Annotated in this window: 19 protein-coding genes; 6 read left to right on the top strand and 13 right to left on the bottom strand. The window is 61.8% G+C overall.

Going from position 1 to position 23173, the window contains the following annotated elements; all coding sequences use genetic code 11:
• Positions 1–275 precede the first annotated feature (275 nt).
• The 6 genes from GJR98_RS03215 to GJR98_RS03190 form a co-directional block, all read right to left on the bottom strand.
• Complete coding sequence (locus GJR98_RS03215; RefSeq protein WP_151135411.1) at positions 276–1475, bottom strand: cation:proton antiporter; 1200 nt, start codon at positions 1473–1475, stop codon at positions 276–278.
• Entirely contained in the window at positions 1475–1960 is a 486-nt protein-coding gene (locus GJR98_RS03210; protein WP_151135409.1) for a cation:proton antiporter regulatory subunit, read from the bottom strand. Before GJR98_RS03210 ends, GJR98_RS03215 begins: the two co-directional genes overlap by 1 nt.
• Before the next feature lie 55 nt (positions 1961–2015).
• Positions 2016–2618, bottom strand: coding sequence for a dolichol kinase (locus tag GJR98_RS03205; protein WP_151135407.1), 603 nt, complete (start codon positions 2616–2618; stop codon positions 2016–2018).
• A gap of 7 nt (positions 2619–2625) precedes the next feature.
• Positions 2626–4410 carry a glycine--tRNA ligase gene (gene glyS / locus GJR98_RS03200; RefSeq protein WP_151135405.1) on the bottom strand — a complete coding sequence of 595 codons (1785 nt, stop codon included), beginning with the start codon at positions 4408–4410 and terminating at the stop codon, positions 2626–2628.
• The gene (locus tag GJR98_RS03195; protein ID WP_151135403.1) at positions 4403–5257 is read right to left on the bottom strand and encodes a CBS domain-containing protein; all 855 of its coding nucleotides are present in this window, start codon (positions 5255–5257) and stop codon (positions 4403–4405) included. The genes glyS and GJR98_RS03195 overlap by 8 nt, the downstream gene beginning before the upstream one ends.
• 205 nt (positions 5258–5462) lie before the next feature.
• On the bottom strand, positions 5463–6095 hold the full coding sequence (locus tag GJR98_RS03190; RefSeq protein WP_151135401.1) for a DUF7529 family protein: 633 nt from the start codon (positions 6093–6095) through the stop codon (positions 5463–5465).
• A gap of 20 nt (positions 6096–6115) precedes the next feature.
• Here GJR98_RS03190 and GJR98_RS17795 point away from each other — a divergent pair, with 20 nt between their 5' ends.
• On the top strand, positions 6116–6250 hold the full coding sequence (locus GJR98_RS17795) for a hypothetical protein (protein ID WP_255518394.1): 135 nt from the start codon (positions 6116–6118) through the stop codon (positions 6248–6250).
• A gap of 9 nt (positions 6251–6259) precedes the next feature.
• Here GJR98_RS17795 and GJR98_RS03185 read toward each other — a convergent pair whose 3' ends face one another.
• The 6 genes from GJR98_RS03185 to GJR98_RS03160 form a co-directional block, all read right to left on the bottom strand.
• Positions 6260–6682 (bottom strand): DUF7555 family protein, encoded by a 423-nt coding sequence (locus tag GJR98_RS03185; protein WP_151135399.1) that lies wholly within the window; start codon positions 6680–6682, stop codon positions 6260–6262.
• Positions 6683–6685: 3 nt separating this feature from the next.
• Positions 6686–8017 (bottom strand): ABC transporter ATP-binding protein, encoded by a 1332-nt coding sequence (locus tag GJR98_RS03180; RefSeq protein WP_151135397.1) that lies wholly within the window; start codon positions 8015–8017, stop codon positions 6686–6688.
• Positions 8014–9093, bottom strand: a complete 1080-nt coding sequence (locus GJR98_RS03175; protein WP_151135395.1) for an ABC transporter ATP-binding protein — start codon at positions 9091–9093, stop codon at positions 8014–8016. The genes GJR98_RS03180 and GJR98_RS03175 overlap by 4 nt, the downstream gene beginning before the upstream one ends.
• On the bottom strand, positions 9090–10529 hold the full coding sequence (locus GJR98_RS03170) for an ABC transporter permease (protein WP_151135393.1): 1440 nt from the start codon (positions 10527–10529) through the stop codon (positions 9090–9092). Before GJR98_RS03170 ends, GJR98_RS03175 begins: the two co-directional genes overlap by 4 nt.
• 6 nt (positions 10530–10535) lie before the next feature.
• Positions 10536–11585, bottom strand: a complete 1050-nt coding sequence (locus GJR98_RS03165; RefSeq protein WP_151135391.1) for an ABC transporter permease — start codon at positions 11583–11585, stop codon at positions 10536–10538.
• Between the two features lie 214 nt (positions 11586–11799).
• A complete protein-coding gene (locus GJR98_RS03160; RefSeq protein WP_151135389.1) occupies positions 11800–13641 on the bottom strand; it encodes an ABC transporter substrate-binding protein in 1842 nt (613 codons plus the stop codon).
• A gap of 237 nt (positions 13642–13878) precedes the next feature.
• Between GJR98_RS03160 and GJR98_RS17420 the strand changes: the two genes are divergently transcribed.
• The 3 genes from GJR98_RS17420 to GJR98_RS03150 all read left to right on the top strand — a co-directional run bounded on the left by GJR98_RS17420 (position 13879) and on the right by GJR98_RS03150 (position 18159).
• Complete coding sequence (locus GJR98_RS17420; RefSeq protein ID WP_191965410.1) at positions 13879–14046, top strand: DUF7556 family protein; 168 nt, start codon at positions 13879–13881, stop codon at positions 14044–14046.
• A 90-nt stretch (positions 14047–14136) separates the two neighbouring features.
• Positions 14137–14556, top strand: coding sequence for a PPC domain-containing DNA-binding protein (locus tag GJR98_RS03155; protein WP_151135387.1), 420 nt, complete (start codon positions 14137–14139; stop codon positions 14554–14556).
• 3 nt (positions 14557–14559) lie between these two features.
• Positions 14560–18159 (top strand): DNA polymerase II large subunit, encoded by a 3600-nt coding sequence (locus tag GJR98_RS03150; protein WP_151135385.1) that lies wholly within the window; start codon positions 14560–14562, stop codon positions 18157–18159.
• A gap of 240 nt (positions 18160–18399) precedes the next feature.
• Here GJR98_RS03150 and GJR98_RS03145 read toward each other — a convergent pair whose 3' ends face one another.
• Positions 18400–21639 carry an Eco57I restriction-modification methylase domain-containing protein gene (locus GJR98_RS03145; protein ID WP_151135383.1) on the bottom strand — a complete coding sequence of 1080 codons (3240 nt, stop codon included), beginning with the start codon at positions 21637–21639 and terminating at the stop codon, positions 18400–18402.
• 238 nt (positions 21640–21877) lie between these two features.
• Between GJR98_RS03145 and GJR98_RS03140 the strand changes: the two genes are divergently transcribed.
• Positions 21878–22165 carry a DUF7130 family rubredoxin-like protein gene (locus GJR98_RS03140; RefSeq protein WP_151135381.1) on the top strand — a complete coding sequence of 96 codons (288 nt, stop codon included), beginning with the start codon at positions 21878–21880 and terminating at the stop codon, positions 22163–22165.
• 54 nt (positions 22166–22219) lie between these two features.
• Positions 22220–23116: a ketopantoate reductase family protein gene (locus tag GJR98_RS03135; RefSeq protein WP_151135379.1), complete on the top strand. Its 897-nt coding sequence runs from the start codon at positions 22220–22222 to the stop codon at positions 23114–23116.
• Positions 23117–23173: the final 57 nt, after the last annotated feature.

The following is a 23173-nucleotide window of genomic DNA, read 5'->3' as shown; positions in this document are numbered from 1 at the left end:
TCATTCTGTGAAATTAAGTGGTAGAGATGCCTATAGCCAAGAAAACTGGAGATTAGAAATTTCGACGTGTCCCGAAGGATATGATGATTCTGGCCCTAAAGGGCCGGTCGTCGTCGTCGGACAGCAGCGGCTCGCAGCGGGGCAAAAGTGGCGAAGGTGCTGCGAGTCGCCATGGTTGTGAGTGCCTACAACATCGTCCATATTAAATTCTTTCGGCACCGCAACGTTCGCCTCAGTCGAGTCACTCGGCGACAGAGCGGTCCGAACCCGTCGATTTAGGAGTCTGCTCCCGCCGACTGTCGACGGAAGATCAGTCGTTCGACGAGGTCAGACCGCTGCATTAACACCGTCCCGAGGGCGCTCATGACGAGAACGTACCCGACGGCGAACGACGGGATGACCTCGCGCATCACCTGTGTCGACCCCGACGCCGCCAGCGCCGCGATGACGAGCGAGAACTCCCCGCGTGGGACCATTCCGACACCGACGCGGAGTGACCGGTGGTTCGAGAGGTCGTAGACACGGCCGCCGAGGTAGCCAGAGATGACCTTTGCAGGCGTCGTCAACACCACGGCGATGACGAGCGGAACCGCGGCCGCGACGAGCAACGTCGGGTCCGTCCCGAGGCCAATCCAGAAGAAGAATATCGCCGCGAACACGTCGCGGACGGACGTCAGGCGGCGCTCGATGGTCTCGCGGTGGCCACTCGTCGAAAAGCCCATGCCGACGAAGAACGCCGCAACTGCCTCGCTCACGCCGAGCGCTAGTGCTGCGCCGGCGATGGGGACGACGACGGCGAGCGCTCGAAGGACGAACGCCTCTTCGTTCTCCACGTCGAGGACGCGAGTGAACAGGCTCGTCCCGTACTGGACAGCGATGAGGAGGAGACCGAGGAACCCGAACGCGATGGCGAGCGAGCGCCCAATCGCGGCGAGTCCGCCCTCGCCACCGAGGACGAGTGAGGTGACGGCGGCGAGGTAGACGGCGATGGCGAGGTCTTCGAAGACGAGCGTCCCCAGAATGGGTTCGGATTCGGGGTCGGCAATCCACCCGAGGTCGATGAGCGTCTTCGTCACGATGGCGGACGAAGAGATGTAGACGATGCCGCCGAGGAGGAACGCTTCGACGACCGACCACCCGAGGGCGAGTCCGATGACGACGCCCAGTGGCAGGTTCACCAGCAGGTCGATGGCACCGGCGCGGCTGATGTTGCTCCGCGCGGCACGGAGTCGGTCGAGGCTGAACTCGAGTCCGAGGAAGAACAAGAGCAGCACGATACCAACTTCCGCGAGCAGCGTGATCACTTCGCCCTCGGCGACGTACGGAAGGCCGAGTCGCCCTGCGACGTACGGGCCGACGACGACGCCGCCAATGACGTACAGGGGGATGACCGACAGACCGAGTCGGAGTGCAATCGCCCCGGTGAGGGCGAGAACGACGAGTAGATAGCCGAATTCGAGGAGGTCCGCTGCCATTAGGCTCCGGTTACGAGTGTCACGAAGTCACGGCAGGCGTCACGGGCGCCGATGACGACCAGCGTGTCGCCTGCTTCGATCATCGCGTCGCCTCCCGGCGAGGTGATGACTTCGTCGTCACGTTCGATGACGATGACGGACGCCCCAGTCACCTGCCGGAGTTCTGACTCGCCGAGTGTCTTTCCCACGACGTCGGAGTCGTCGCTGACTTCCACCCACTCGAGGACGGTGTTGTCGCCGAGCAACGTCTCGATGGAGGTCGACTGGACCGGTTGGAAGTACGCGCCTTCGAGGAGCGTCCCAACCTGTCGCGCGAGGTCATCGTTCAGTTCGAACAGTTTCTCTGAGTCGCTGTCGGCGCTCGCGCGGCGAAATACCTCTCGTTTCCCGGTGTTGTGGGTCACGATGACGAGTCGTGCCCCGCCGTCGAGTTCCACCTCGTGTTTTTTCCCGACGCCCGGAAGGTCGCTCTCGTAGACAGTCACGACTGGAAGATTAGAGACCCGGTGAAATAAAATCGCACGACAGTCGCACACCGATTCACGCGAGAAGCGTGAGGGTCACCGCGATGGCGGCGCAAGAGACCGGCGGAATCGAGAGGTTGTCGTCGATGACGTAGCCCGCGACGACGGGCTTCACGCCGTCTGACACCGTCGCACCGACTGCACCCGCCGCCGACGCGACGCTCCCGACGACGACGCCAGCGACCGGTATCACGAACGGTGCGGTGAGGGCGAAACAGACGGTGAACATCGCCGCGAGCGTACTGAGCGACTTCATCTCGCCGACCGGTGCAGACCCGAGAAGGCCGCTTATCGGGTCGCCGACGGTGAGCATGAGCATCCCGGGGACTGCGATGTACGGCGCGAAGACGAGCGCGACGAACGTCTGGCTGTAGGTGTAGAGGGCGTAGCCTGCGACGTTATCTTGTTCGTACTCACGGGTGAGTTCGTCGTAGATTCGCCAGTCGAGGTTCCCGTAGAGACGGAGCACTTCGAGGACGGTGACGGCAATCGACGCGAGTACGAAGAGGTAACCGAGCGTCTGCCAGTCGACGATGCCGAGGATGTAGAGGAGTGGCATCCCCGACCCGCTCACGTGGACCAGACGCCGTTTTATCTCGGCGGTGCTCGGGCGTCCCACGGTCGTATTACGCCTTGACGACTTCGTTCGTCTCGAGGACGTCGTCGAACGAGGTGGTCCCGGCGCGGAGGCCAACGAACGTCTCGACGAGGTCGGAGACGGGGACGCGAACCTGTCGGCCAGAGTCGCGTTCGCGGATGGTCACCGTGTTTGCGCCCGACCCTTCGAGGCCGTCTCGGTCGATAGTGACACAGAACGGTGTGCCGACTTCGTCCTGTCGGCGGTAGCGGCGACCGATGCTGCCGGAGTCGTCGTAGACGACCGCAAAGCCAGCGGTTCGGAGTTCTTCGGCCACGTCGTCTGCGAGGTCGACCAGTTCGTCGACGTTGCTGACGAGCGGGAAGACACCGACGTTCGTCGGCGCAATCGTGGGTGACAGCGAGAGGAACGTGCGTGCTTCGCCGTCGACTTCGTCTGTCTCGTACGCGTGCGCGAGGAGTGTGTAGACCGTGCGGTCGACACCGAACGAGGGTTCGACGACGTGCGGCGTGATGTGTTCGCCCGCTTCGGTCTGCGTCTCGACTGCGAAGTTCGCCACGTCGGTGTCGACGGTGACGTCCTCGCCGTCGATGTCGAGTGTGACCTCGTCGGCGTCGAAGGCGTCCGGGTCGCGCTGGGCGAGCGCTTCGAGCGCCTCCGCCACGTCGGCGGCCTGTGCGCCGAATTCGGGGCCGAGCGTCGCCATGTCGGGGTCGACGACGGCGCGTTCGACCGTCTTGGGTTCGTCGTACTGCTGGAAGACGGTGAAGTCGTCGTCGGCGTGTTCGCCGTGCTTCGTGAGGTCGTAGTCGCCACGGTAGGCGAAGCCAGCAATCTCGATCCAGTCACCGTCGACTTCGCTCTCTGCGTCCCAACAGTCGGCGGCGTAGTGCGCGCGTTCACCGGGGAGGTGCTGGCGGAAGCGGAAGCGCTCCATGTCCACGCCGATGTGTTCGTACCACTCCTGAGCGATGCCGAGGTAGTAGCCAATCCAGCCGTTTGCGACGATGTCTTCTTCGACTGCCTCGCCGACGGTGATGTCGATGTAGTCGCCGTCGTCTTTCTGCTGTTCGGTGGCGGGGTAGAGTCGAACTTCCACGTCTTCGACCGACGAGAGGTCCGGTTCGTCGCGCTCGGGGTCGACGAACTGCTCTAACTCCGCTTGTGTGAACTCGCGGGTGCGGACGATGTTCTTGCGCGGGCTAATCTCGTTGCGGTAGGCGCGGCCAATCTGTGTTACGCCGAACGGGAGGCGGTTCCGGGCGTACTCTTTGATGCGCGGGAACTCGACGAAGATACCCTGCGCCGTCTCGGGACGGAGATAGCCGGGCGTCTTCGAACCGGGGCCGATGTTCGTCTCGAACATCAGGTTGAACTCTTCGACCGACTGGCCGGCGAGGTCAGCACCACAGTTCGGGCAGACGAGGCCGAGGTCTGCAATCTTCTCTGCGGCCTCTTCGGGCGAGAGCGTCTCCGCGTCTTCCAGTGCGGAGTTGTCTTCGATGAGGTGGTCTGCGCGGTGCGACTCGCCACACTCGGCACACTCGACGAGCATGTCGTCGAAGCCGTCGAGGTGACCAGACGCCTCGAAGACGGGCTCCGGCATGATGGTCGGCGCCTCAATTTCGAGGTTGCCTTCCTGGACTGCAAAGCGGTCACGCCACGCCTCTTCGACGTTCGACTTCAGTGCGGCACCCTGCGGACCGTAGGTGTAGAACCCGCCGACGCCGCCGTAGGATTCGGACGAACCGAAGAAGAACCCGCGACGCTTCGCCAGTTCGGCGAGCGCGGCGGACTCGGTGCCCTCACTCATACAGTGCCTCCAGCAGGTTGATGTCGCGGACGATGCCGATGAGTTCGTCACCGCTCACGAGCGGAATCTGCTCGATGTCCTCGCGAATCATCATCTGTGCGGCGTCCTTGGCGGAGGCGCGCGTCGAGACGGTTTCGAGGTTGTCGGTCATGAATTTCGAGACGGGCTCGGCCGGAATCTCGACGTTACGGGTCGGGATGTAGCGGTTGCCGACTGCTTTGATGCCCTCCCACATCCACTCGTCGTCCTGATTGGCGACGGAGTCGCCAGTACCCGCTTCGCCTTCGACGACGCGAGCGACTTCGATGATGTCGACTTCGGTGACGATACCGGCCAGCGAGGCCTCCTTGTCGAGGACGACGGCGTAGGGGACGTTGGCGTAGAAAATCTCACGCTCGACGACCGGGAGCGGAACCTCGATGTACGTCGTGTTGACGTTGCGAGATGCGAGGTCACCGACCTGTGTCTCGCCGTCGATGTCGCCGCGCGCGATGGCACGGACGACGTCGGTCACGGTGATGATGCCCTCGATTTCGCCGTCTTCGACGACGGGAATCCGGCGTGCGTCTTCTGCGACCATCATCGCGGCTACTTCTTCGAGGTCGTCGTCGGCGCTCGCGGTCGGGACCTCGCGGACGAGCACTGCGAGTTGGTCCTCGTCTGGGTGCTTGATGAGGTCTTCTCGGGAGATGAGACCGCGGTACGTCGAACCGTCGTCGGTCTCTTTCACGACGGGTACGGAGGAGAAGCCACGCTCTTGGAGGTATTCCAGAACGTCGTCGCGGGTGCCCGGAAGGGACACGGTCACGACCTCCTCACCGGGAGTCATCGCGTCGGCTACTTTCATACACCCGCTTTCATTCCCACGCCTAATGTACTCTGCGAACGCTTTCGACTCATTGACACACCACCCGAAGAATCGACCGGGCGCTGTGTTCAGCGGAACTGTCTCGACTAATTCGTTCGACAGTGTGGGTGTGCGTCAGTTACGTGTCAGTTACGTGTCGGTCGCGCGCCAGTCACGTGTCGGGTATACAGTGGCGATGCGTCGATTACGCGTCGCTTTCGTCGGTGACGTCGTCAGCGGCGTCGGCTTCGACGTCGTCTGCGTCTTCTGCTCCCGTCTCCTCACTACCGGCGTTCGGTGCGTAGCGCCGGATTGCGTCGAGGTTGGGGAAGAACTTCTCGGGGTCGTCGTGTTCGACGACGCCGACGAGCGTCCCGTCGAGTTTCTGGAGGAAGGTGTACATGCGCCCACGCTCGACTGCCGTCGTCGCACAGTTCAGTGCGGTACGCAGGTCCCACGCGCCGGCGACGAACACGACCGTCTCGATGTCCGGTGCGAGCAGCGCGGTCACCATGTAGACGCGTCCGTCGTTCTCGGCACGGTAGACTTCGTACTCGGGGAACGACGACGCTTCGAAGAGTTCGGAGACTTCCGCTGCCTTGTCGCCCGGGACGACGTACGCGATACCGAACGCTTCGTCGTCACCTTTCGCATCACCGGGTCCGAACGTTCCGGTGTCGCCAGCGGCGATACGGACCGTCTTCCACCCCTCTTCTTCGTACTCGTCGGCCAACGCTGTCATGTCGTCGAGGGTCGCACCCCACGCTTCGCGGCGACGGTCTGCTTCGCTCGCGATACGTTCCACGTTGGGTACGTCTTCGTCTCCGGACTCGACCATATCTGAGGTGGACGATGGATATGGTAAAAGGCATCGGACCACAGGGAGAGGAGTGGCCTCGGGTGGCCGGTGCAATCGAGTATCCGGCGGTACGTCTCGCGTTGCCGGTGGGTGGTCCTGACGGAGGCGTCAATGTCTCGGAGTCGGCGTCGTAGAAGTCGGCCTCAGTAGTTGATGCCGAAGACGACTTCCATGACGAACGACGTGGCGAGGATACAGACCGCCGCGAGGAACAGTTTCGTTCCACTCGACGGGCGCTCGTTCGGTTCGGGTCGGAGCGCCGGCGGCAACACCCTGTCGAGGAGTCCACCGACGAGTTTCTCGATACCGATTGGTTCGTCGCTACCCGAGAACAGACCACCGTCGTCGCCTCCGCCTTTCCACGCGGCTTTCGGGCGGAGTTTCAGCGACGCGTACGCGAGCATCGTAAACCCGAGGAAGAACATGAGCCACTTCGCACCGGGAAGGCCACCGCCAGCGGCGACGCTCACGGTCGCGGTGAGGACGAACACCACGCCGGTGAGAACGAGTGCGTAGACCACTGCGTCGATGGTCTTGACACCGAGTCGGCGTGGGTTGAACTCCATCGATTACTGGATGAGTGTTTCGAAGACGTCGGCCGGTTCGTCGTATTCTGCGTCGTGACGGTGACAGAGGCTCAGGCGGCCACGGTCACCGACGCCGAGTTGGTCGGGGCGTTCACTGTCACAGATGCTCCCGAACTCCTCGCGGAGGTACGTCCGCGCTGCGTTTTCGTCGCCGTTCTCCGCGTAGTCTGCGGCCTCGCGGAGGTGGTCCATCACGTCCGCTGGGACGTCGAGGTCACCGAACAGCTCGGTGAGCGTCTCGTTCATCCCCGCCTGGTGGGTCTCGCGACCGAGGAGGTTGCGGACGCGGTCAGACAGCGACGGTTCTGCACGCGACCGCTCGCGGAGCACTTCGCGGAACACTTCGATACGCTCCCAGAGTTCGTCGTCGAGAGTGGTGTACTGCTCGGGGCGAATCTTGACCGGGCAGCGCGTCGAGAACGGACATCCTGCCGGCGGGTCACGCGGACTCGGCGGCGTCCCACGGAGGGTGATGCGGTCACGCTCGGCCGTCGGGTTCGGCTCCGGAATCGACGACAGGAGTGCGTGGGTGTACGGGTTGGCCGGTGCCTCGAACATCTCGTCGGCTGGGCCAATCTCCATGATGTTCCCGAGGTACATCACCGCGACGCGGTCACAGATGTGACGGACGACCGCGAGGTCGTGGGCGATGAAGAGGTAGGTGAGGCCGAACTCGTTTTGGAGGTCTTCGAGCAGGTTGAGAATCTTTGCCTGGACACTCACGTCGAGTGCGGACACCGGTTCGTCGAGGATGATGAACTCGGGTTCGAGGGCGAGCGCACGGGCGATACCGATACGCTGGCGCTGGCCACCGGAGAACTGGTGCGGGTAGCGGTAGTAGTGTTCTTCCTGCAGACCGACGGTCTGGAGGAGTTCGCGGACGCGCTGACGGCGTTCTTGCGGCGTCTTCCACTCGTGGACGTCGAGCGGTTCGCGGATGATTTCACCGACGGTCATCCGCTCGTTGAGGCTCGAATCGGGGTCCTGGAAGACCATCTGCACGTCGTTGCGGAACTGCTTGAGGTCGGCACCCGACAGCGTCGTGATGTCCGTGCCGTTGAGTTTGACCTCGCCCGCGGTTGCCTCTTCGAGGCGCATCAGCGTGCGCCCGAGCGTGGACTTCCCACACCCGGACTCACCGACGAGCCCGAGCGTCTCACCGCGTTGGATTTCGAACGATACGCCGTCGACTGCCTTCACGGGGTTGGACCCGAGAAGACCGCCGTCCTCGTAGTACGTCTTGAGGTCGTTTACTTCGAGGAGCGTCTCTTGGGTCTCCTTGCTCATCGTCTCTTCAGTGGTCGTGGTACTCATCGCTGGTCACCTCCGTTTGCTCCGCGCGAGCGGTGGACGTCGACTGCCTCTCCTTTCGGGAGGTCCTCGGGATAGAGGAGACACGACGCACGGTGCTGGGTCGAGTCGTCGCCGACGTCGACCTGAACCGGGTGGACCGTGTCACACTCTGCGAACGCCTTGGGGCACCGTGGTGCGAACCGGCAGTACGTCGGTTTCTCGTTCGGCGTCGGCACGTCGCCTTCGATAGTCGAGAGACGGCCACCCTCTTCGAGTCCCTGTCCGGGGATGGAGTTGAGCAGTCCCTGCGTGTAGGGGTGCTTCGGCGACTCGAACAGCTCGACGACTGGCGCGCTCTCGACGATTTCGCCCGCGTACATCACGTTGACGCGGTCTGCGATTTCGGCGATGACACCCATGTCGTGGGTGATGAACATAATCGCGAGGTCACGCTCTTCTTGGAGCTCTTCGAGCAGTTCCAGAATCTGTGCCTGGATGGTCACGTCGAGTGCCGTCGTCGGCTCGTCGCAGATGAGCAGTTCGGGGTCGCACGCGAGCGCCATCGCGATGACGGCGCGCTGTCGCATGCCACCGGAGAACTGGTGGGGATACTCGCGGACACGACGGTGTGCGTCCGGGATACCGACTGCTTCGAGCAGTTCGATGGCCTCTCTCGTCGCCTTCGACCCGCTCATTCCGCGGTGGAGACGGAGCGCCTCCTTGATTTGGTTGCCGACGGTGTAGACCGGGTTCAGACTCGTCAGCGGGTCTTGGAACACCATCGCGATGCTCCCGCCTCGAATCGCCCGCATCTGCTTGGGATTCTTGTCGAGCAGGTCTTCACCGTCGTACATGATGCGCCCGTTCTCGATGCGACCGGGGTTATCGACGAGTCGCATGATAGACCGTGCGGTGACGGACTTCCCAGAGCCCGACTCGCCGACGATACCGACCGTCTCTCCGCGGTGGATGTCGAACGAGATGCCGTCGACGGCGCGGATGACCTCTTTGTCCGTGTAGAACGCGGTCCGGAGGTTTTCGACCGACAGAATCGGTTCGCCCTGCTGGCGGGTCTCCGTGGTCTGGTCGGCGCTCATGCGCCACCTCCCGTGGCCGCAGCCTCGTCACCGGTGTCGGCTTGCGGGTCGATTGCGTCGCGGATACCGTCACCGAATGCGTTGAGACCCGTCACGACGAGCGTGATGAGTACACCGGGAATCAACGAGATGTGCCACGAGGGACTCGCGACGTACTGCTGACCGTCAGCGATGAGGCGACCCCACTCGGGGGTCGGTGGTGCGATACCCAGTCCGAGATACGAGAGACCGGCGACGCTGATGATAATTCCACCGAGGCTAAGCGAGGCGTAGATGAGCATGTAGCTGAACACGTACGGAGCCATGTGTTTGCGCATGACCTGTCCCGGCGTCTGGCCGAACGACTTCGCGGCGTCGATCCAGTCCTGCTCGGAGACCTGGAACGCTGGACCACGTATCGACCGCCAGATGAACGGCCAGTAGACGAGGCTGAAGATGAGGATGATGAGCACTGCACCGTCGTACAGGTCTTTCAACCACGTCCCCTGGAAGATGACGAGCATCAAGATGAGGACCATGATGACTGGCAACGACTGTATCGAGTCACTCGCCAACACGATGGCGAGGTCAGCGAGCCCCTTGTAGTACGCCGTTATCATGGCTAGCGAGAGGCCGATGATGCCGGCGATTCCCATTGCGACTACGGCGATGGTGAGCGAGATCCTCGCCCCGAACACCACCTGTGTAAACAAGTCCTTCCCGTTGGTCGCTGTGCCGAACGGATGGAATCTGCCGTAGTCGTCGTAGCTCATCGGGCCAACGTTCTCGTCACCGGCGCCCTGTGAGCCAGACCCGAGGTTCGCTTCACCGACGAGGGCAGTCTCGACGGACTGGGTTTCTTCGTCCCAGTAGCTCACTTCGTAGTCGTACGGCTGGAGGATGTTCTCCTCCATGGTGGTCGGCCCGAGTGCCGGGGCGAAAATCGCCATGACCACAAACGCGATAGTAATGACAAGACCGAACTGTCCCCAGGTGTGGCCCCGGAATCGGTTCACGACGTCGTCACGCGGCGTCCAGTCGACGCGGCGGTAGTACTGACGGTATCGCTTGTAGCCGTTCCAGAGCCATGCGAGGACTGCGAAGGCGTACGCGTACACGACGACGACGCGAACGGCCCACGCCGCGGCGGGTGAGAGACCGAGGAAGGTACCGACCCACTGCGAGCCGTCCCAGTACCCCTGGTTCGGGATGAAGTCACGCGAGACGAGTGTCGGAATGGTCTTGAGCGACTCCTGGAGAGAGCTCAGTGCAGCGGCACCCGGGTCGCCCGGGATCAGGTTGATAATCACGCCAGCAATCGCAGCGATGACTTGAAGGATTGCGCCAAGTTCGACGCCGATGAGGACCGCACCGATTGCAGCCCAAATCAACGCCGGTTGGGGATTCTCAGCGACTCGTTGTCGAAGCGGAATTTCGGTTTCTGTTGGTGTGCTCACTGTGATTCACCCCTCGTACCCGACGCGCGGGTCGATGACTGTGTACAGGAAGTCCTGCAGGATGTTCGTGCCGACCAGGATGAGGATGAAGATGTACATCAGCGTCCCGATGAGCGGCAAGTCGCCGTTGATGGCTGCGTTGAAGAACAGCCACCCGAGGCCGTTGATCGCGAAGACGGTCTCGACGAAGACGGACCCACCGAGAAGCAAGAACGCCTCACCCGTGATGATGGGGACGAGCGGGATGAGGGCGTTCCGGAAGATGTGCTTCCAGACGAGCGAACGTCCGGAGACACCTTTGGCGCGGGCCGTCTCGACGTAGTTCGAGTTGATGGTCTCGAGGACTGCCGTCCGGCCGATACGCATCTCGTTACCCATCGACGCCGACCCGAGGACAAGTGCCGCGGGTGCAATCTGCTTGGTCGCCTTGATGAACGAGTTCATCCACCCACCGGGGTCCTCGAGGAACTGCTGTAACGGGGATTCGAAGAAGCCGAGTGCTGGCGGTGTGACGACGTTCGTCTTCACGATCCACGTTTGCCAGGTGAAGAACCCGTTCGTCCATTGCCCAGTCTGTGAGAGGGCTGTGACGAGCATGATTGCCAGCCAGAAGTTCGGCATAGCACGCCAGACGATTCCGCCGAACGACGCGACGTAATCGGATAACGTGTTGGGATGCAATCCGGCGTAGAAGCCGAGCGGGATACCGACGAACAGGGCGATGAGGACCGACCAGAAGCCGAGCCAAATCGTCCGTGGTGCGTACACCTGAATGAGTTCGTACGCCGTCGTCCCGGGTGCGATGACCCATGACTGACCGAGCTGGAAGGTGAACAGCCGGTACATGAAGTCGAAGTACTGGCTCCAGAGCGGCTGGTTCAATCCGAGGTTCTGTCGGATTTGCTCAGCAGCCTGTGGGTTGTATTGCGTCCCTAAAATTGCTGAAACGGGGTCGAGTGGACCCAGACGGATGAGTGCAAACGTAATCGTCGTCCCGAAGATGACGACAGGAATCGACATCAGTACCCTGCGAAGGAAGTACTGCCATCGACTCATGGCATCACCTCGCAGACCGTTCGAGCGGACATTATTGTAATGGTTTAATGAGTCGGGTGGATATGTCTTGCGCTTCTGAGTTTTAATCTCCCACTATACCCAGCTGTTTCAGCTGAATCTTTCAGATAGCGGTGACTAATTGCACGCTTGTCAAAAATATTTGTCCGTTCTGTAGTTCACGGCGGGCACGTGAGACCGCCGCGGGCTGAACGGATTACCGGTTGAGGGTAACGTTGTTCAGCTTCTGGCGGGATGGACCCATGCCACCGAACGGTTCGATGTTGACGGAGTCGTACCAGAACGTCTCGTCCTTCCGGTTGTAGATCGTGAGCATCGCAACGTCGTCCCAGTTGGATTCCTCGATCTCGACGTAGGCTTCGTCACGAACTGCCTGCGCTTCGTCGGTTGGTGCAGGGTTGTTGACGACTTGCTGGTAGGCGTCGGTCGCCTTCTGGTAGGAATCGCCGTTGTCGGCCGTCCAGTTGACGTACGAGATCGGACCGGTCTGGTCCGTGTTCGTTTGCGGCGGGTTGAGCAGCTGGAGGAAGTTGTCCGCTGCTGGCCAGTCAGCAATCCAGCCGAGGGTGTACGCTTCGAGCTGACCGTTGCGGCCACGCTCGAGGAGCGTCGAGAAGTCGGCCTTCTCGATCTTCATGTCGACGTGAGCCGACGCGAGCTGGTCGCGCAGGATCTTCGCCATCTCCTCCCACGTGCCGGAGTTGTACTGGGTCCACTGGACCTCGAACTTGTTGTCCGGGCCGTAGCCAGCCTCTTCCATGACTTCGCGGGCTGCCTGGATGTCAGTCTCGGCGACACCGTACGGGTAGTCGGCCTCGACCTTGGACTCTGCGGCCTGTGCGCCACCTGGGTAGATGGTCGGCGGCGTGAAGATGTATGCCGGGGAACCGCGACCCTTGAACACTTCTTCGACCATCTGGTCCTGGTTCAGGACGTACGCGAACGCCTGGCGAACCGGCTTGGGGACCTTCTTCATGTTGAAACCAACGTAGAAGATCGACAGGGTCGGGACACCGACGTAGTTGACCGTCTTACCGTTACGGACAGGGCCGTACTTACCGACTTCACGGCCGAACTCGTCGACGTTGTCCACCTGGACCTTACCGGGGTCGTACTGGGCGGTGGGCAGACCGAAGTAGTCCGCGTTCTCGTTCATCGCGTAGTTGTAGCGGGCCGTGTCGTCCTCGATGACCTGCCAGCGGACGTTGTCGACCTGCGCGACGTCGCCGTAGTAGTCTTCGTTCTTGGAGACGGCTGCGGCGGTACCCTTCTCCCAGAAGGCGAACTCGAACGGACCTGCGCCGATGGGGTTCTTGCTGGCGAACTCGGTGTACTCCATCTCGCCGTCGTAGCCCTCGATGTCGCCGACGATACCCTCTGGGTATGCGGCGAACGAGGTGTACGCGAGCATCTCGAGCGTGTCGTGGAACGGCTCTTTGAGGTTGACGACGAGTTCGGTGTCGCTCGCGGCTTCGACGCCGAGCGAACCGGGGACGTAGTTTCCGTCGCTGTCGGTCTCGTGCTCGATTCCGATGGAGTCGAGGATGAAGTATGCGCGGCGGCTGTTCTCGGACGCGGCGAGACGTTCCCACGCGTAGGCGAAGTCAGCAGCCTTGACAGCGCTACCGTCGTGGTAGGTGGCGTCTTCGAGCTGGAACGTGTACGTCGTGAAGTCCTCGGATGCCTCGTAGTCGGCGGCGAGTTCGTTCTCGACCGTCGGGAGGCCGTCCGGATAGGACATCAGGCAGTCGAAGACCTGCTGAATGATGATGCCGGAGGACGTGTCGGTCGCTGCGACGGGGTCGAGCGTGGTGACCGTCCCGGAGAGGATGCGCTGGAAGACGGACCCGGACAGCTCGTTGCCGGAATCTTCGGCTTCGGTCTGCTGTTCGGTCGTAGTCTCTTCCTGCCCACCGGATTCGGTCGTGGTCTCTTCTTCGCCGTTACCGCCGGTACAACCGGCGAGGGCAGCGGCCGTTGCGGCCCCACCCGTTGCCTTCAGGAAACGACGACGTGAGAGTTTGTTAGTGTCTGGCATTCGGACCAATCTTCCCGGTCCTTGTGGATAAACTTACCGTATTCGATTTGTTTGATATAGTATAGCGTGGAGGGGGTGTAGTTACATACCCAAACGGCGAATTCTGCCGCTCAAAATGCTCATACCGTCAGTTTCTCATCCAGGCCGGTCTCTGAAGCGACAGAATCGTGCAACGCGAGTGACTTTCTCGCTTGTTGTTTCGGGCAACTTATATAGGGGTGTCACTACGTATCATACATGACGCCGGATGCGAAGGCTTCCGTCGACGACTCGGGCGCCGAGGTCATGGCCTCGGTGGACAGCACCCAGACGGGCCAGCGTCTTATTATCGCGGATATCTCCCGCGACGACGCTTGGCTCGCGGCCGACGTAGCCGACGCACTCGCACTCGACGACTGGCGATAACTACTCCGGCACTGACGAATAATCCTTCCGCTCACTGGAGGGCGGACGAGACCATTTACATTTTAGTCCGACTCGCTCGTGGTACGTCGCATGAACGCTCGAGCGGTGACAGTCAGCGAGGAGTATCTCGCACGCCTCGAACACGGTGCAGACTGGCGCGAGGAGATTGAGGAGTTCTGTGCACGGAAGGGCATCGACTCCGCGTGGTTCAACGCGATGGGTGCCGTCCAAGACGCCGAACTCTGGTTCTACGATCAGGACGACCAGGAGTACCAGTCTGTCACGTTCGACGAACCGCTCGAAGTCGCCGCCTGCGTTGGGAACGTCTCGCTCCTCGACGGCGAACCCTTCGCGCACACCCACGCGGTCTTGTCTCGACGAAGTGGCCAGTCGCTCGCAGGACACCTCGACTCGGCGACCGTCTTCGCCGGCGAGGTCAACCTGCGCGTGTTCGACGAACCACTCGAACGCGAGCACGACGACGTAACCGACCTCGACCTCTGGTTGTAAACCGTGCGAGAGGAGGACGAGCGCTACTTCACGCGCATCGAAGACCGTCTGGACGAGGCGTTCGATGTCGCGCGCGCCGCGAAAGCGAAAGGACACGACCCGAAGACCGACGTCGAGATTCCGGTCGCCAAAGACATGGCCGACCGCGTCGAGAACATCCTCGGCATCGACGGCGTCGCCGAACGGGTCCGTGAACTCGAAGGCCAGATGTCTCGTGAGGAGGCCGCCCTCGAACTCGTGACCGACTTCGTCGACGGTAACGTCGGTGACTACGACTCCCGCGAAGGCAAAGTCGAGGGCGCGGTTCGCACCGCCGTCGCCCTCCTCACCGAGGGTGTCGTCGCCGCACCAATCGAAGGAATCGACCGCGTCGAGATTCTCAACAACGACGACGGCACCGAGTTCGTCAACGTCTACTACGCCGGCCCGATTCGCTCGGCGGGTGGGACCGCACAGGCACTCTCGGTGCTCGTCGCCGACTACGCCCGGTCGCTGCTCGGCATCGACGAGTACAAAGGACGAACCGACGAAATCGAGCGCTACGTCGAAGAGATAAACCTCTACGACAAAGAGACCGGTCTGCAGTACTCACCGAAGGACAAAGAGACCCGCTTCATCGCCGAGAACATGCCCATCATGCTCGACGGCGAGGCGACGGGTGACGAGGAGGTGTCTGGCTACCGTGACCTCGAACGTGTCGACACCAACTCCGCCCGCGGGGGGATGTGTCTCGTCATGGCCGAGGGGATTGCACTCAAAGCCCCGAAGATTCAGCGATACACCCGTCAACTCGACGAAGTCGACTGGCCGTGGCTACAGGACCTCATCGACGGCACCATCGGCAAAGACGGTGGCAAAGACGAGTCCGAGGCCGACGACGAGGCCGAAAGCGACGACGACGCTGCTGAGGCTGACGACGACGAAGCCGACGCCGCGAACGAGGCCGACGGACCAGTTCGCGTCGAACCTGCGACGAAGTTCCTCCGCGACCTCATCGCCGGTCGCCCCGTCTTCGGCCATCCATCCGCACCCGGTGGATTCCGACTCCGATACGGCCGTGCCCGTAACCACGGGTTCGCAACCGCCGGCGTCCACCCCGCCACGATGCACATCGTGGACGACTTCATCGCAACCGGGACGCAGATAAAGACCGAACGACCCGGGAAGGCGGGCGGCGTCGTCCCAGTGGACTCCATCGAGGGTCCGACGGTCAGACTCGCCAACGGCGACGTTCGCCGTATCGACGACCCCGAAGAAGCAGAAGAACTGCAAAACGGCGTCGAGAAGATTCTCGACCTCGGCGAGTACCTCGTCAACTTCGGCGAGTTCGTCGAGAACAACCATCCGCTCGCCCCTGCCTCGTACGTCTTCGAGTGGTGGATTCAGGACTTCGAGGCGACCGACGCGAACGTGCAGGCCCTGCGAGACGACCCGACCATCGGCCTCGAACACCCGAGCGTCGACGATGCCCTCTCGTGGGCGACCGAGTTCGACGCCCCACTTCACCCCGAGTACACCTACCTCTGGCACGACATCTCCATCGAGCAGTTGGATGCACTCGCGGACGCTGTCGCGGCCGGCGACGTTGTCGCTGCAGAGGCCGACGGCGGAACTGGCGTCGGTGTCGGTGCCGACAACGAGCCCGAACGCGGGGAAGAAGGAACGCTCGTCCTCGAACGAACCCCCGAACTCCGCGAGACGCTCGAACACCTCCTCGTCGCACACCGCCAGACCGACGCCGACCTTCGCGTTCCCATCTGGCGACCGCTCGCACGAACCCTCGGCCTCACCGACGACCGAGAACGGACGTGGGACCTCGACGACCTGTCGGACCGTGCCCGCGAGTGGGACGACGGCAACAACGCCATCGAGGCGGTCAACGAGGTCGCACCCTTCACCATCCGAGAGCGCGCGCCGACTCGCATCGGAAACCGGATGGGCCGCCCGGAGAAGTCCGAGCGTCGTGACCTCTCACCGGCCGTCCACACGCTCTTTCCCATCGGCGAAGCAGGAGGGAGTCAGCGTGACGTTGGTGACGCCGCCCGCGAGTTCGGTGACTCTGGAAAGCGCGGACACATCTCGGTCCGCATCGGCAGGCGGAAGTGTCCCGACTGCGGGACGTTCGGCTTCAAGCCGAAATGCACGGCGTGCGGCGGCCACACCGACCCTCACTACGAGTGTGACGACTGTGGAACCGTCGTCGAACCCGACGAGTCGGGTCGCGTCTACTGTGACCGCTGTGAGTGGGACGTCGAGAGCGTCGAGTGGCAGGAAGTCGACCTGAACACCGAGTACAGGGAGGCCCTCGAATCCGTCGGCGAACGCGAGTCGTCGTTCAAGATTCTGAAGGGTGTCAAAGGACTCACCTCCTCGAACAAGACGCCCGAACCCATCGAGAAAGGCATCCTCCGAGCGAAACACGACGTGTCGTCGTTCAAAGACGGAACCGTCCGGTACGACATGACCGACCTGCCCGTCACGGCCGTCAGACCAGAAGAACTCGACGTGACAGCAGGCCACTTCCGCGAACTCGGCTACGAGACCGACATCGACGGCGAACCGCTCCGGTTCGACGACCAACTGGTCGAACTCAAAGTCCAGGACATCGTCCTCTCGAACGGCGCGGCGAAGCACATGATGCAGACGGCGGACTTCGTCGACGACCTCTTGGAGCAGTTCTACGGTCTCGACCGATTCTACCAGATGGAAGAGCGCGACGACCTCATCGGCGAACTCGTCTTCGGGATGGCACCGCACACGTCTGCGGCAGTCGTCGGGCGGGTCGTCGGGTTTACGACGGCGGCCGTCGGCTACGCACATCCGTACTTCCACGCCGCGAAGCGTCGCAACTGCGACGGTGACGAAGACTGTGTCATGCTCCTCATGGACGGACTCCTCAACTTCTCGAAGGAGTTCCTCCCGGACAAGCGAGGTGGGCAGATGGACGCACCGCTCGTGATGTCCTCGCGTATCGACCCCTCCGAAATCGACGACGAGGCGCACAACATGGACATCGTTCGGCAGTATCCACGAGCGTTCTACGAGGCGACGCTCCAGATGGAAGACCCAGACGACTGGGAAGACGAAGTCACCATCGCCGAAGAGTACCTCGGCACCGACCGCGAGTACACCGGATTCCACCACACCCACGACACGACGAACATCGCCGCCGGACCGGACCTCTCTGCGTACAAGACGCTCGGGTCGATGATGGACAAGATGGACGCCCAACTCTTCCTCGCGCGGAAACTCCGCGCCGTCGACGAGACTGACGTGGCAGAACGCGTCATCGAGGGGCACTTCCTGCCGGACCTCATCGGGAACCTCCGTGCCTTCTCCCGACAGGAGACGCGGTGTCTCGACTGCGGCGAGAAGTACCGCCGGATGCCCCTCACAGGCGAATGCCGCGAGTGCGGTGGCCGGGTGAACCTCACGGTGCATCAGGGAAGTGTGAACAAGTACATGGACGTCGCCATCGAGGTGGCAGACGAGTTCAACTGCCGCGACTACACCAAACAGCGCCTCGAAGTGCTCGAAAAGAGTCTCGAATCCATCTTCGAGAACGACAAAAACAAACAGTCTGGCATCGCGGACTTCATGTAGGTTCTGCGGCGTCGGTCTTTTTCCTCCGTTTTTCACGCACTCGCGTTCTCTCGGCGACGCCTCAACAACGACGTTCGACGCCACTTTTGAACCTGCTCTCGAACCTGTTCTCGAACCTGCATCTCAGGGAGCTAGTGTGTCAAACGGCACGTTCTTCTAAGATTTCGCACACTGGTGCCCAGATTCGTTCATTAGTAACATATGTGTCTAGCGTGCGCGTAGGCAACTGGAGAATTTGTGTTACCGCCGGCGGTCTCGCGCTCTAATCTGTGTACTCAGTCGCTCGACACTCCGGTACACGTCGGCACGCTCGTTTTGGTCGGCAGCTAAGATACCGAAGACGACCTCGTCGAGTTTGCGGCGGGCATCTCGTTCGAACTCGTCGTAGATTGCTTCGGGTTCGTGTTGGTCTAAGGCTTCGAACGCGTCCACGAGCGCGTCTCGTTCGTGGTCCGAGACCGTCTCTGGTGACGGAATCGGGAACGATTCTACCTCGTAGACGGCGGTGTCGATAGAGCGCCCCGACACCTCACTACTGTACAGCATCTTCACGAGCGCATAGAACGTCGAATTGAGGAGTGCAGCGAACACCTTCGGGTCGTACGACTCGGGGTCGACGTTGATTCCATAGAATCGGTCTGTCACGTAGACCGGTTTTTCAGCGTAGTACACTGCGTGTTTGGTGTAGTGAGTGCGCTGCCAGAGTATCTGGGTCTGTTTGATGTCGGGTCCAACGTCGTACCACGGGTCGCGTCGCTTGACGGTTCGACGTGATGGGTAGCCTTGAGACACTCCCCAGTCGATGAACGCGCGAATCCCGCGTGGCAGGGCGTCCTCGTTGGGTTCGGTAATCTTCAACAGCTTGCGTTCGAGTCGCTCTGGCGCGATGGTTCGCTGCTTCAGTGTCCGGGGGCTCTTCACGAGCGGAGAGAGATACCGCTCGTCGATACCGTAGTTCGAAATCGTCTCGTTGTCTGGGAAGTAGAACTCGTTCGCACCTGACGTGATGCCGCGGAACACGTCCTCTGTGAGTTCTGCGAGCGGCGTCAACTCGTCTTGATTCCGACTCAGGAGTCGGAAGTACACGTCTGGGGCTTGCAGATAGATTCCCCACTTCGAGTCGACGGAGTACGAACCGGTGGCTCGGGCTCCAGTCGATGCTTCTTCGACGTCTCCTCCGCCGAGTTTCCACAGGCTCGATGCGGGAACTGCGACCCTCCGACCGTGCCGAATCTGTGAATAGTACAGTGTCTCTTCGCCGTAGACAATCTCCCGTGTGTCTTCACGCTCGTCGACGAGGGCACTCGTAATCGCCTCTGCGTGGACGATGTTCCCGCAGTGTTCGTCGAACGCCAGAAACGCTGTCTCTCCGTCCAGTGACTCTTCGGACTCTCGATTCGCGACTGTAATCACCGCGTTGACGTCTGCCTCTCCAAACATCGGGGTTGCCCGGGTATCGAGTACGTATCGGAGATTCGAGTACCGAAGGAGGCCCGCTTGCAGTTGTCTCCCGTAGTTCACGTCGAGCCAGGAATTCGACGTGAGATACGCCAGCGTGCCCCCGTCGCGGAGGAGGTCGAGCCCTTTGAAGTAGAAGTAGACGTAGATGTCACTTCGCCTGTCCGGCGTGATGCCGAACGACTCCTCCACGGACTCGACGAGTTGGTCTTTGTACTGCTTCTTCGACGACGAGACCTCACCGTCGCTCATCTCTTCGAGTCGCTTCGGGTGAATCAGCTGGTCGGTAATCGCTTCTTGGCGAACGTACGGCGGGTTCCCGATGACGATATCGAATCCACCGTCTTCGACGACGTCGGCGAAGTCGATATCCCAGCTGAAGGCTGCGGCGTCACCCTCCTCGTCACGTCTCTGAATCAGGCTGTCTCCAACCTTCAGATTGGACGAGATGGGGGGCAGCCCTGAACGGGTGTCGGGTCGTCGCCCTCCGTCCTCGACGTGTGAGAGCCAGAGACGGAACTCGGCGACTCGGATGGCCCATGCTTTGATGTCGACGCCGTACAGGCTCTCGTTGATACTCTGTGCGGTTCGGTGGTCGTCTGGCTGACTGCCCACTTTCTCGAACAGTTCGGTGAGAACCTGTTTCATCCCCACGAGGAACGCACCGCTCCCACAGGCTGGGTCGACGATGCGGAGTTCGTGCAGAATCTGTTCGAGCTGTTCCGTTTCCTCGATGTCTGCCGCGTCCCACTCCTGTGGGTCGCTGAAGACGAACTCCACAATCCGCCGGGTGCGCTCTGAATCGAGGTCGTCCACGTGGTCGCAGACCTGCTCGTAGAGTGCCAATCGACACAGCAGGTCGACCTCGGAGCGAGGTGTGTAGAAGATGCCCGCCTCGTCGCGTTCTCGCTCGGCGATGAGGGACTCGTAAACCTTCCCGAGCATCGACGGGTCGACGGCGACGTCGACGTCGTACGGACGCTCTTCTCTGACCGTGAAGGTGTACTGTTCGAGGAACCCTCGAATCACCGAATTCAGTGCCTCGTCGGACAGGAAGACGTCGAGTTCGTCCCCGTCGCTCGGGTGGAAGAGCCCAGACATGTATGGGAGTTCAGCGACGACGGATTCGACGTCACTGGGGAGTTCGGTTGTGAGACGCGTCCCCTCTGGGTGGGTTATCCAATCGAAGAGGGCAGAGAGCCACGTCTCGTGGAACACTCCCTCGTCATCCGACGCTTCGTATCGCTCGTGGAACCACCGGACGAAGTCCGCTCGCCCGCCGAGCAAGCCGTTCTTCTGGAGGAAGTAGCAGAACAGCAATCGGTTGAGTGTCACGTGTGCGTACCGGTCGGCAGCCTCGACGTCGAGGCCGTTCTCACGAAGTTCGCTACTGAGGGTGTCGAATGCGTGCTTGTAGTCCTCGTAGAAGTCCTCGGTGATGGGCTCGACCCTGAACGCCTCGTCGATGCGTTCTGCCAGTCGTCCGTTGCTGGCATCCAGTCTCGACAGCGCGTCGGCGACGGTTCGATGTGTCTCGCCTTCACCGAGGCTGTAGCGACGGAGAACCAGACGGCCGTTTTCCTCGTCGCCTGTCGCTCCCTCGTACGGTGTGACGAGATGCCACGTGTCCTCGGCAGGCGCGTGGAAGACTGTGAGGACGGTCCGCCCAGTGGTCCACCCACTCGCTTGGTTCGACTGGGTGAGACACCGAAGCACGTCCCGTTCCGTGTTAGGAGTCAGCTCCTCCAGTTCGACGTAGATAACCCGAAACCTCCCGGCTCTCGCAACGAGACGGGCAGCGTTCGCACGTATCGTGTTCGGCCACTCGTGAACGAGGAGGTCCTGCCACGGAGAATCACCCCGTGGTGAGGTGACCGCTTCGAAGTTGAGTCTCTCGACGAAGAGGTCTCGAAAGAACTGCGTCGCCGCCGCCTCGACACCGCGACTGTCGCGTCTACACTCGCCGAGTGAGAGTTCCTCGTCGAGCACCCGACGAATCTCTCCGGCCTCTCCGTTAGACATCCGCGATGAGTTCGCAGGGCGTGTTCACACGAGCGACGCGACGAGACATACCGCACGTTGGCTAGTCACTCGACTTAAAAGTTCAGTCGAGGTAAGGGATGGGTTCGTGGGTTTGGCCCTGTGTCACCATTCTATATCGCACTATCTGGTTTATCTCTTATATGGGGCCACATCTCCCGCCAGCGGACAGGTGTGATGGGCATCCGAATTTAGGTTTCTCCATGTTGTATGTACACACATGGCTAGTGAGACGCAGCCAACCGTCGGAATGGTGGTGTACGCGGAGGATGGGACCAAAATCGGCACTGTCCGCGGGTTCGACGAAGACGGCTTCTTCGTCACGACTCGGGAGGGGTTCGCCGCGATGTCCATCGAACACGAGCGCGCAGGCCACGAGTTCGGTGAGGCGGAGTTGATGTGGCGCTGTAGCGACTGTGGGGAGATGGGTGACATCGAAACGTTACCCGACTCGTGTCCGAACTGTGGTGCCGAACGCGAGAACCTCTACTACTGGACCGAAGACTGACGCTGTCACCCGCGAGACTCCTCGATTTTTGTCACCCGGCGAGTACCTGTAGCTATGCGAATTCTCGTCTTCGGCGCGGGTAGCCTCGGAACACTCGTCGGTGGGTTGCTCGCGTCGGTCCACGACGTGACACTCGTCGGCCGAGGCCGGCACACGTCACGCGTCTCGAAGACCGGGCTCGATATCGTCGGTGCCGCGTCCGCGCACGTCTCGCCGGCCGCGACGACGACTGAAACGGGCCACGACGCCGACCTCGCTCTCGTGACCGTCAAATCGTTCGACACGGCCGCGGCAGCCGAGGCCCTCGCGGCGTGCGACGTCGACGCCGTTCTCTCGCTCCAAAACGGCCTGACCGAGGAGGTACTCGACGCACGACTCGACGTTCCCGTGCTCGCGGGGACTGCAACCTACGGCGCTCGACTCGTTGGACCCGGCCGCGTCGAGTGCACTGGAATCGGCCGCGTCGTCTTGGGCACGCTCGACGGCGGGGCGTCCCCACTCGCCGAACGCGTGGGAAAGGCCTTCCGCGACGCTGATATCCGGACACTCGTGGCCGCAGATATGCCCCGCCGACGCTGGGAGAAACTCGCCGTGAACGCCGGTATCAACGCGGTCACTGCACTCGCACGCGTCGAAAACGGAGCGCTCGCGGCCGACGAGGCCAGCGACGTGGCTCACCGTGCCGCCCGCGAGACTGCTCGAATCGCCCGATTGGAGGGTGTTCGGCTCCCGAACCGTGTCGCCCGCGAAGCAATCGACCGAGTCGTCAAACAGACGGCTGCGAACCGCTCGTCGATGCTCCAAGACGTGGACGCGAAAAAACGAACCGAGGTCGACGCCATCAACGGGGCGGTCGTCGACATCGCCGCCGAACACGACTTCGAGGTGCCGACGAATCGGACGCTCGCGGCGCTGCTTCGGGCGTGGGAACGCGGAGAAGGGCTTCGGTAACGGGGAGTTCGCCGGTGCGTGTCAGTATTCGGTGCGTGTCGGTATTCGGTGCGTGCC

Origin of the sequence: Haloferax marinisediminis, assembly GCF_009674585.1 — an archaeon.
In the GTDB taxonomy this organism is placed as follows: Archaea; Halobacteriota; Halobacteria; order Halobacteriales; family Haloferacaceae; genus Haloferax; species Haloferax marinisediminis.
Note: the sequence above shows the minus strand (reverse complement) of the source record. Positions and strands in the feature narration are given on the sequence as shown.

What these genes read in the sequence shown, in the direction of transcription:
- GJR98_RS03140 (WP_151135381.1), top strand. Translation starts at nt 21,878, where the DNA reads ATGGCTAGTGAGACGCAGCCAACCGTCGGAATGGTGGTGTACGCGGAG.
- GJR98_RS03190 (WP_151135401.1), bottom strand. Translation starts at nt 6,095, where the DNA reads ATGGTCGAGTCCGGAGACGAAGACGTACCCAACGTGGAACGTATCGCG.
- GJR98_RS03165 (WP_151135391.1), bottom strand. Translation starts at nt 11,585, where the DNA reads ATGAGTCGATGGCAGTACTTCCTTCGCAGGGTACTGATGTCGATTCCT.
- GJR98_RS03195 (WP_151135403.1), bottom strand. Translation starts at nt 5,257, where the DNA reads ATGAAAGTAGCCGACGCGATGACTCCCGGTGAGGAGGTCGTGACCGTG.
- GJR98_RS03135 (WP_151135379.1), top strand. Translation starts at nt 22,220, where the DNA reads ATGCGAATTCTCGTCTTCGGCGCGGGTAGCCTCGGAACACTCGTCGGT.
- GJR98_RS03155 (WP_151135387.1), top strand. Translation starts at nt 14,137, where the DNA reads ATGAACGCTCGAGCGGTGACAGTCAGCGAGGAGTATCTCGCACGCCTC.
- GJR98_RS03160 (WP_151135389.1), bottom strand. Translation starts at nt 13,641, where the DNA reads ATGCCAGACACTAACAAACTCTCACGTCGTCGTTTCCTGAAGGCAACG.
- GJR98_RS17795 (WP_255518394.1), top strand. Translation starts at nt 6,116, where the DNA reads ATGGTAAAAGGCATCGGACCACAGGGAGAGGAGTGGCCTCGGGTGGCC.
- glyS (WP_151135405.1), bottom strand. Translation starts at nt 4,410, where the DNA reads ATGAGTGAGGGCACCGAGTCCGCCGCGCTCGCCGAACTGGCGAAGCGT.
- GJR98_RS03180 (WP_151135397.1), bottom strand. Translation starts at nt 8,017, where the DNA reads ATGAGTACCACGACCACTGAAGAGACGATGAGCAAGGAGACCCAAGAG.
- GJR98_RS03175 (WP_151135395.1), bottom strand. Translation starts at nt 9,093, where the DNA reads ATGAGCGCCGACCAGACCACGGAGACCCGCCAGCAGGGCGAACCGATT.
- GJR98_RS03215 (WP_151135411.1), bottom strand. Translation starts at nt 1,475, where the DNA reads ATGGCAGCGGACCTCCTCGAATTCGGCTATCTACTCGTCGTTCTCGCC.
- GJR98_RS03185 (WP_151135399.1), bottom strand. Translation starts at nt 6,682, where the DNA reads ATGGAGTTCAACCCACGCCGACTCGGTGTCAAGACCATCGACGCAGTG.
- GJR98_RS03145 (WP_151135383.1), bottom strand. Translation starts at nt 21,639, where the DNA reads ATGTCTAACGGAGAGGCCGGAGAGATTCGTCGGGTGCTCGACGAGGAA.
- GJR98_RS17420 (WP_191965410.1), top strand. Translation starts at nt 13,879, where the DNA reads ATGACGCCGGATGCGAAGGCTTCCGTCGACGACTCGGGCGCCGAGGTC.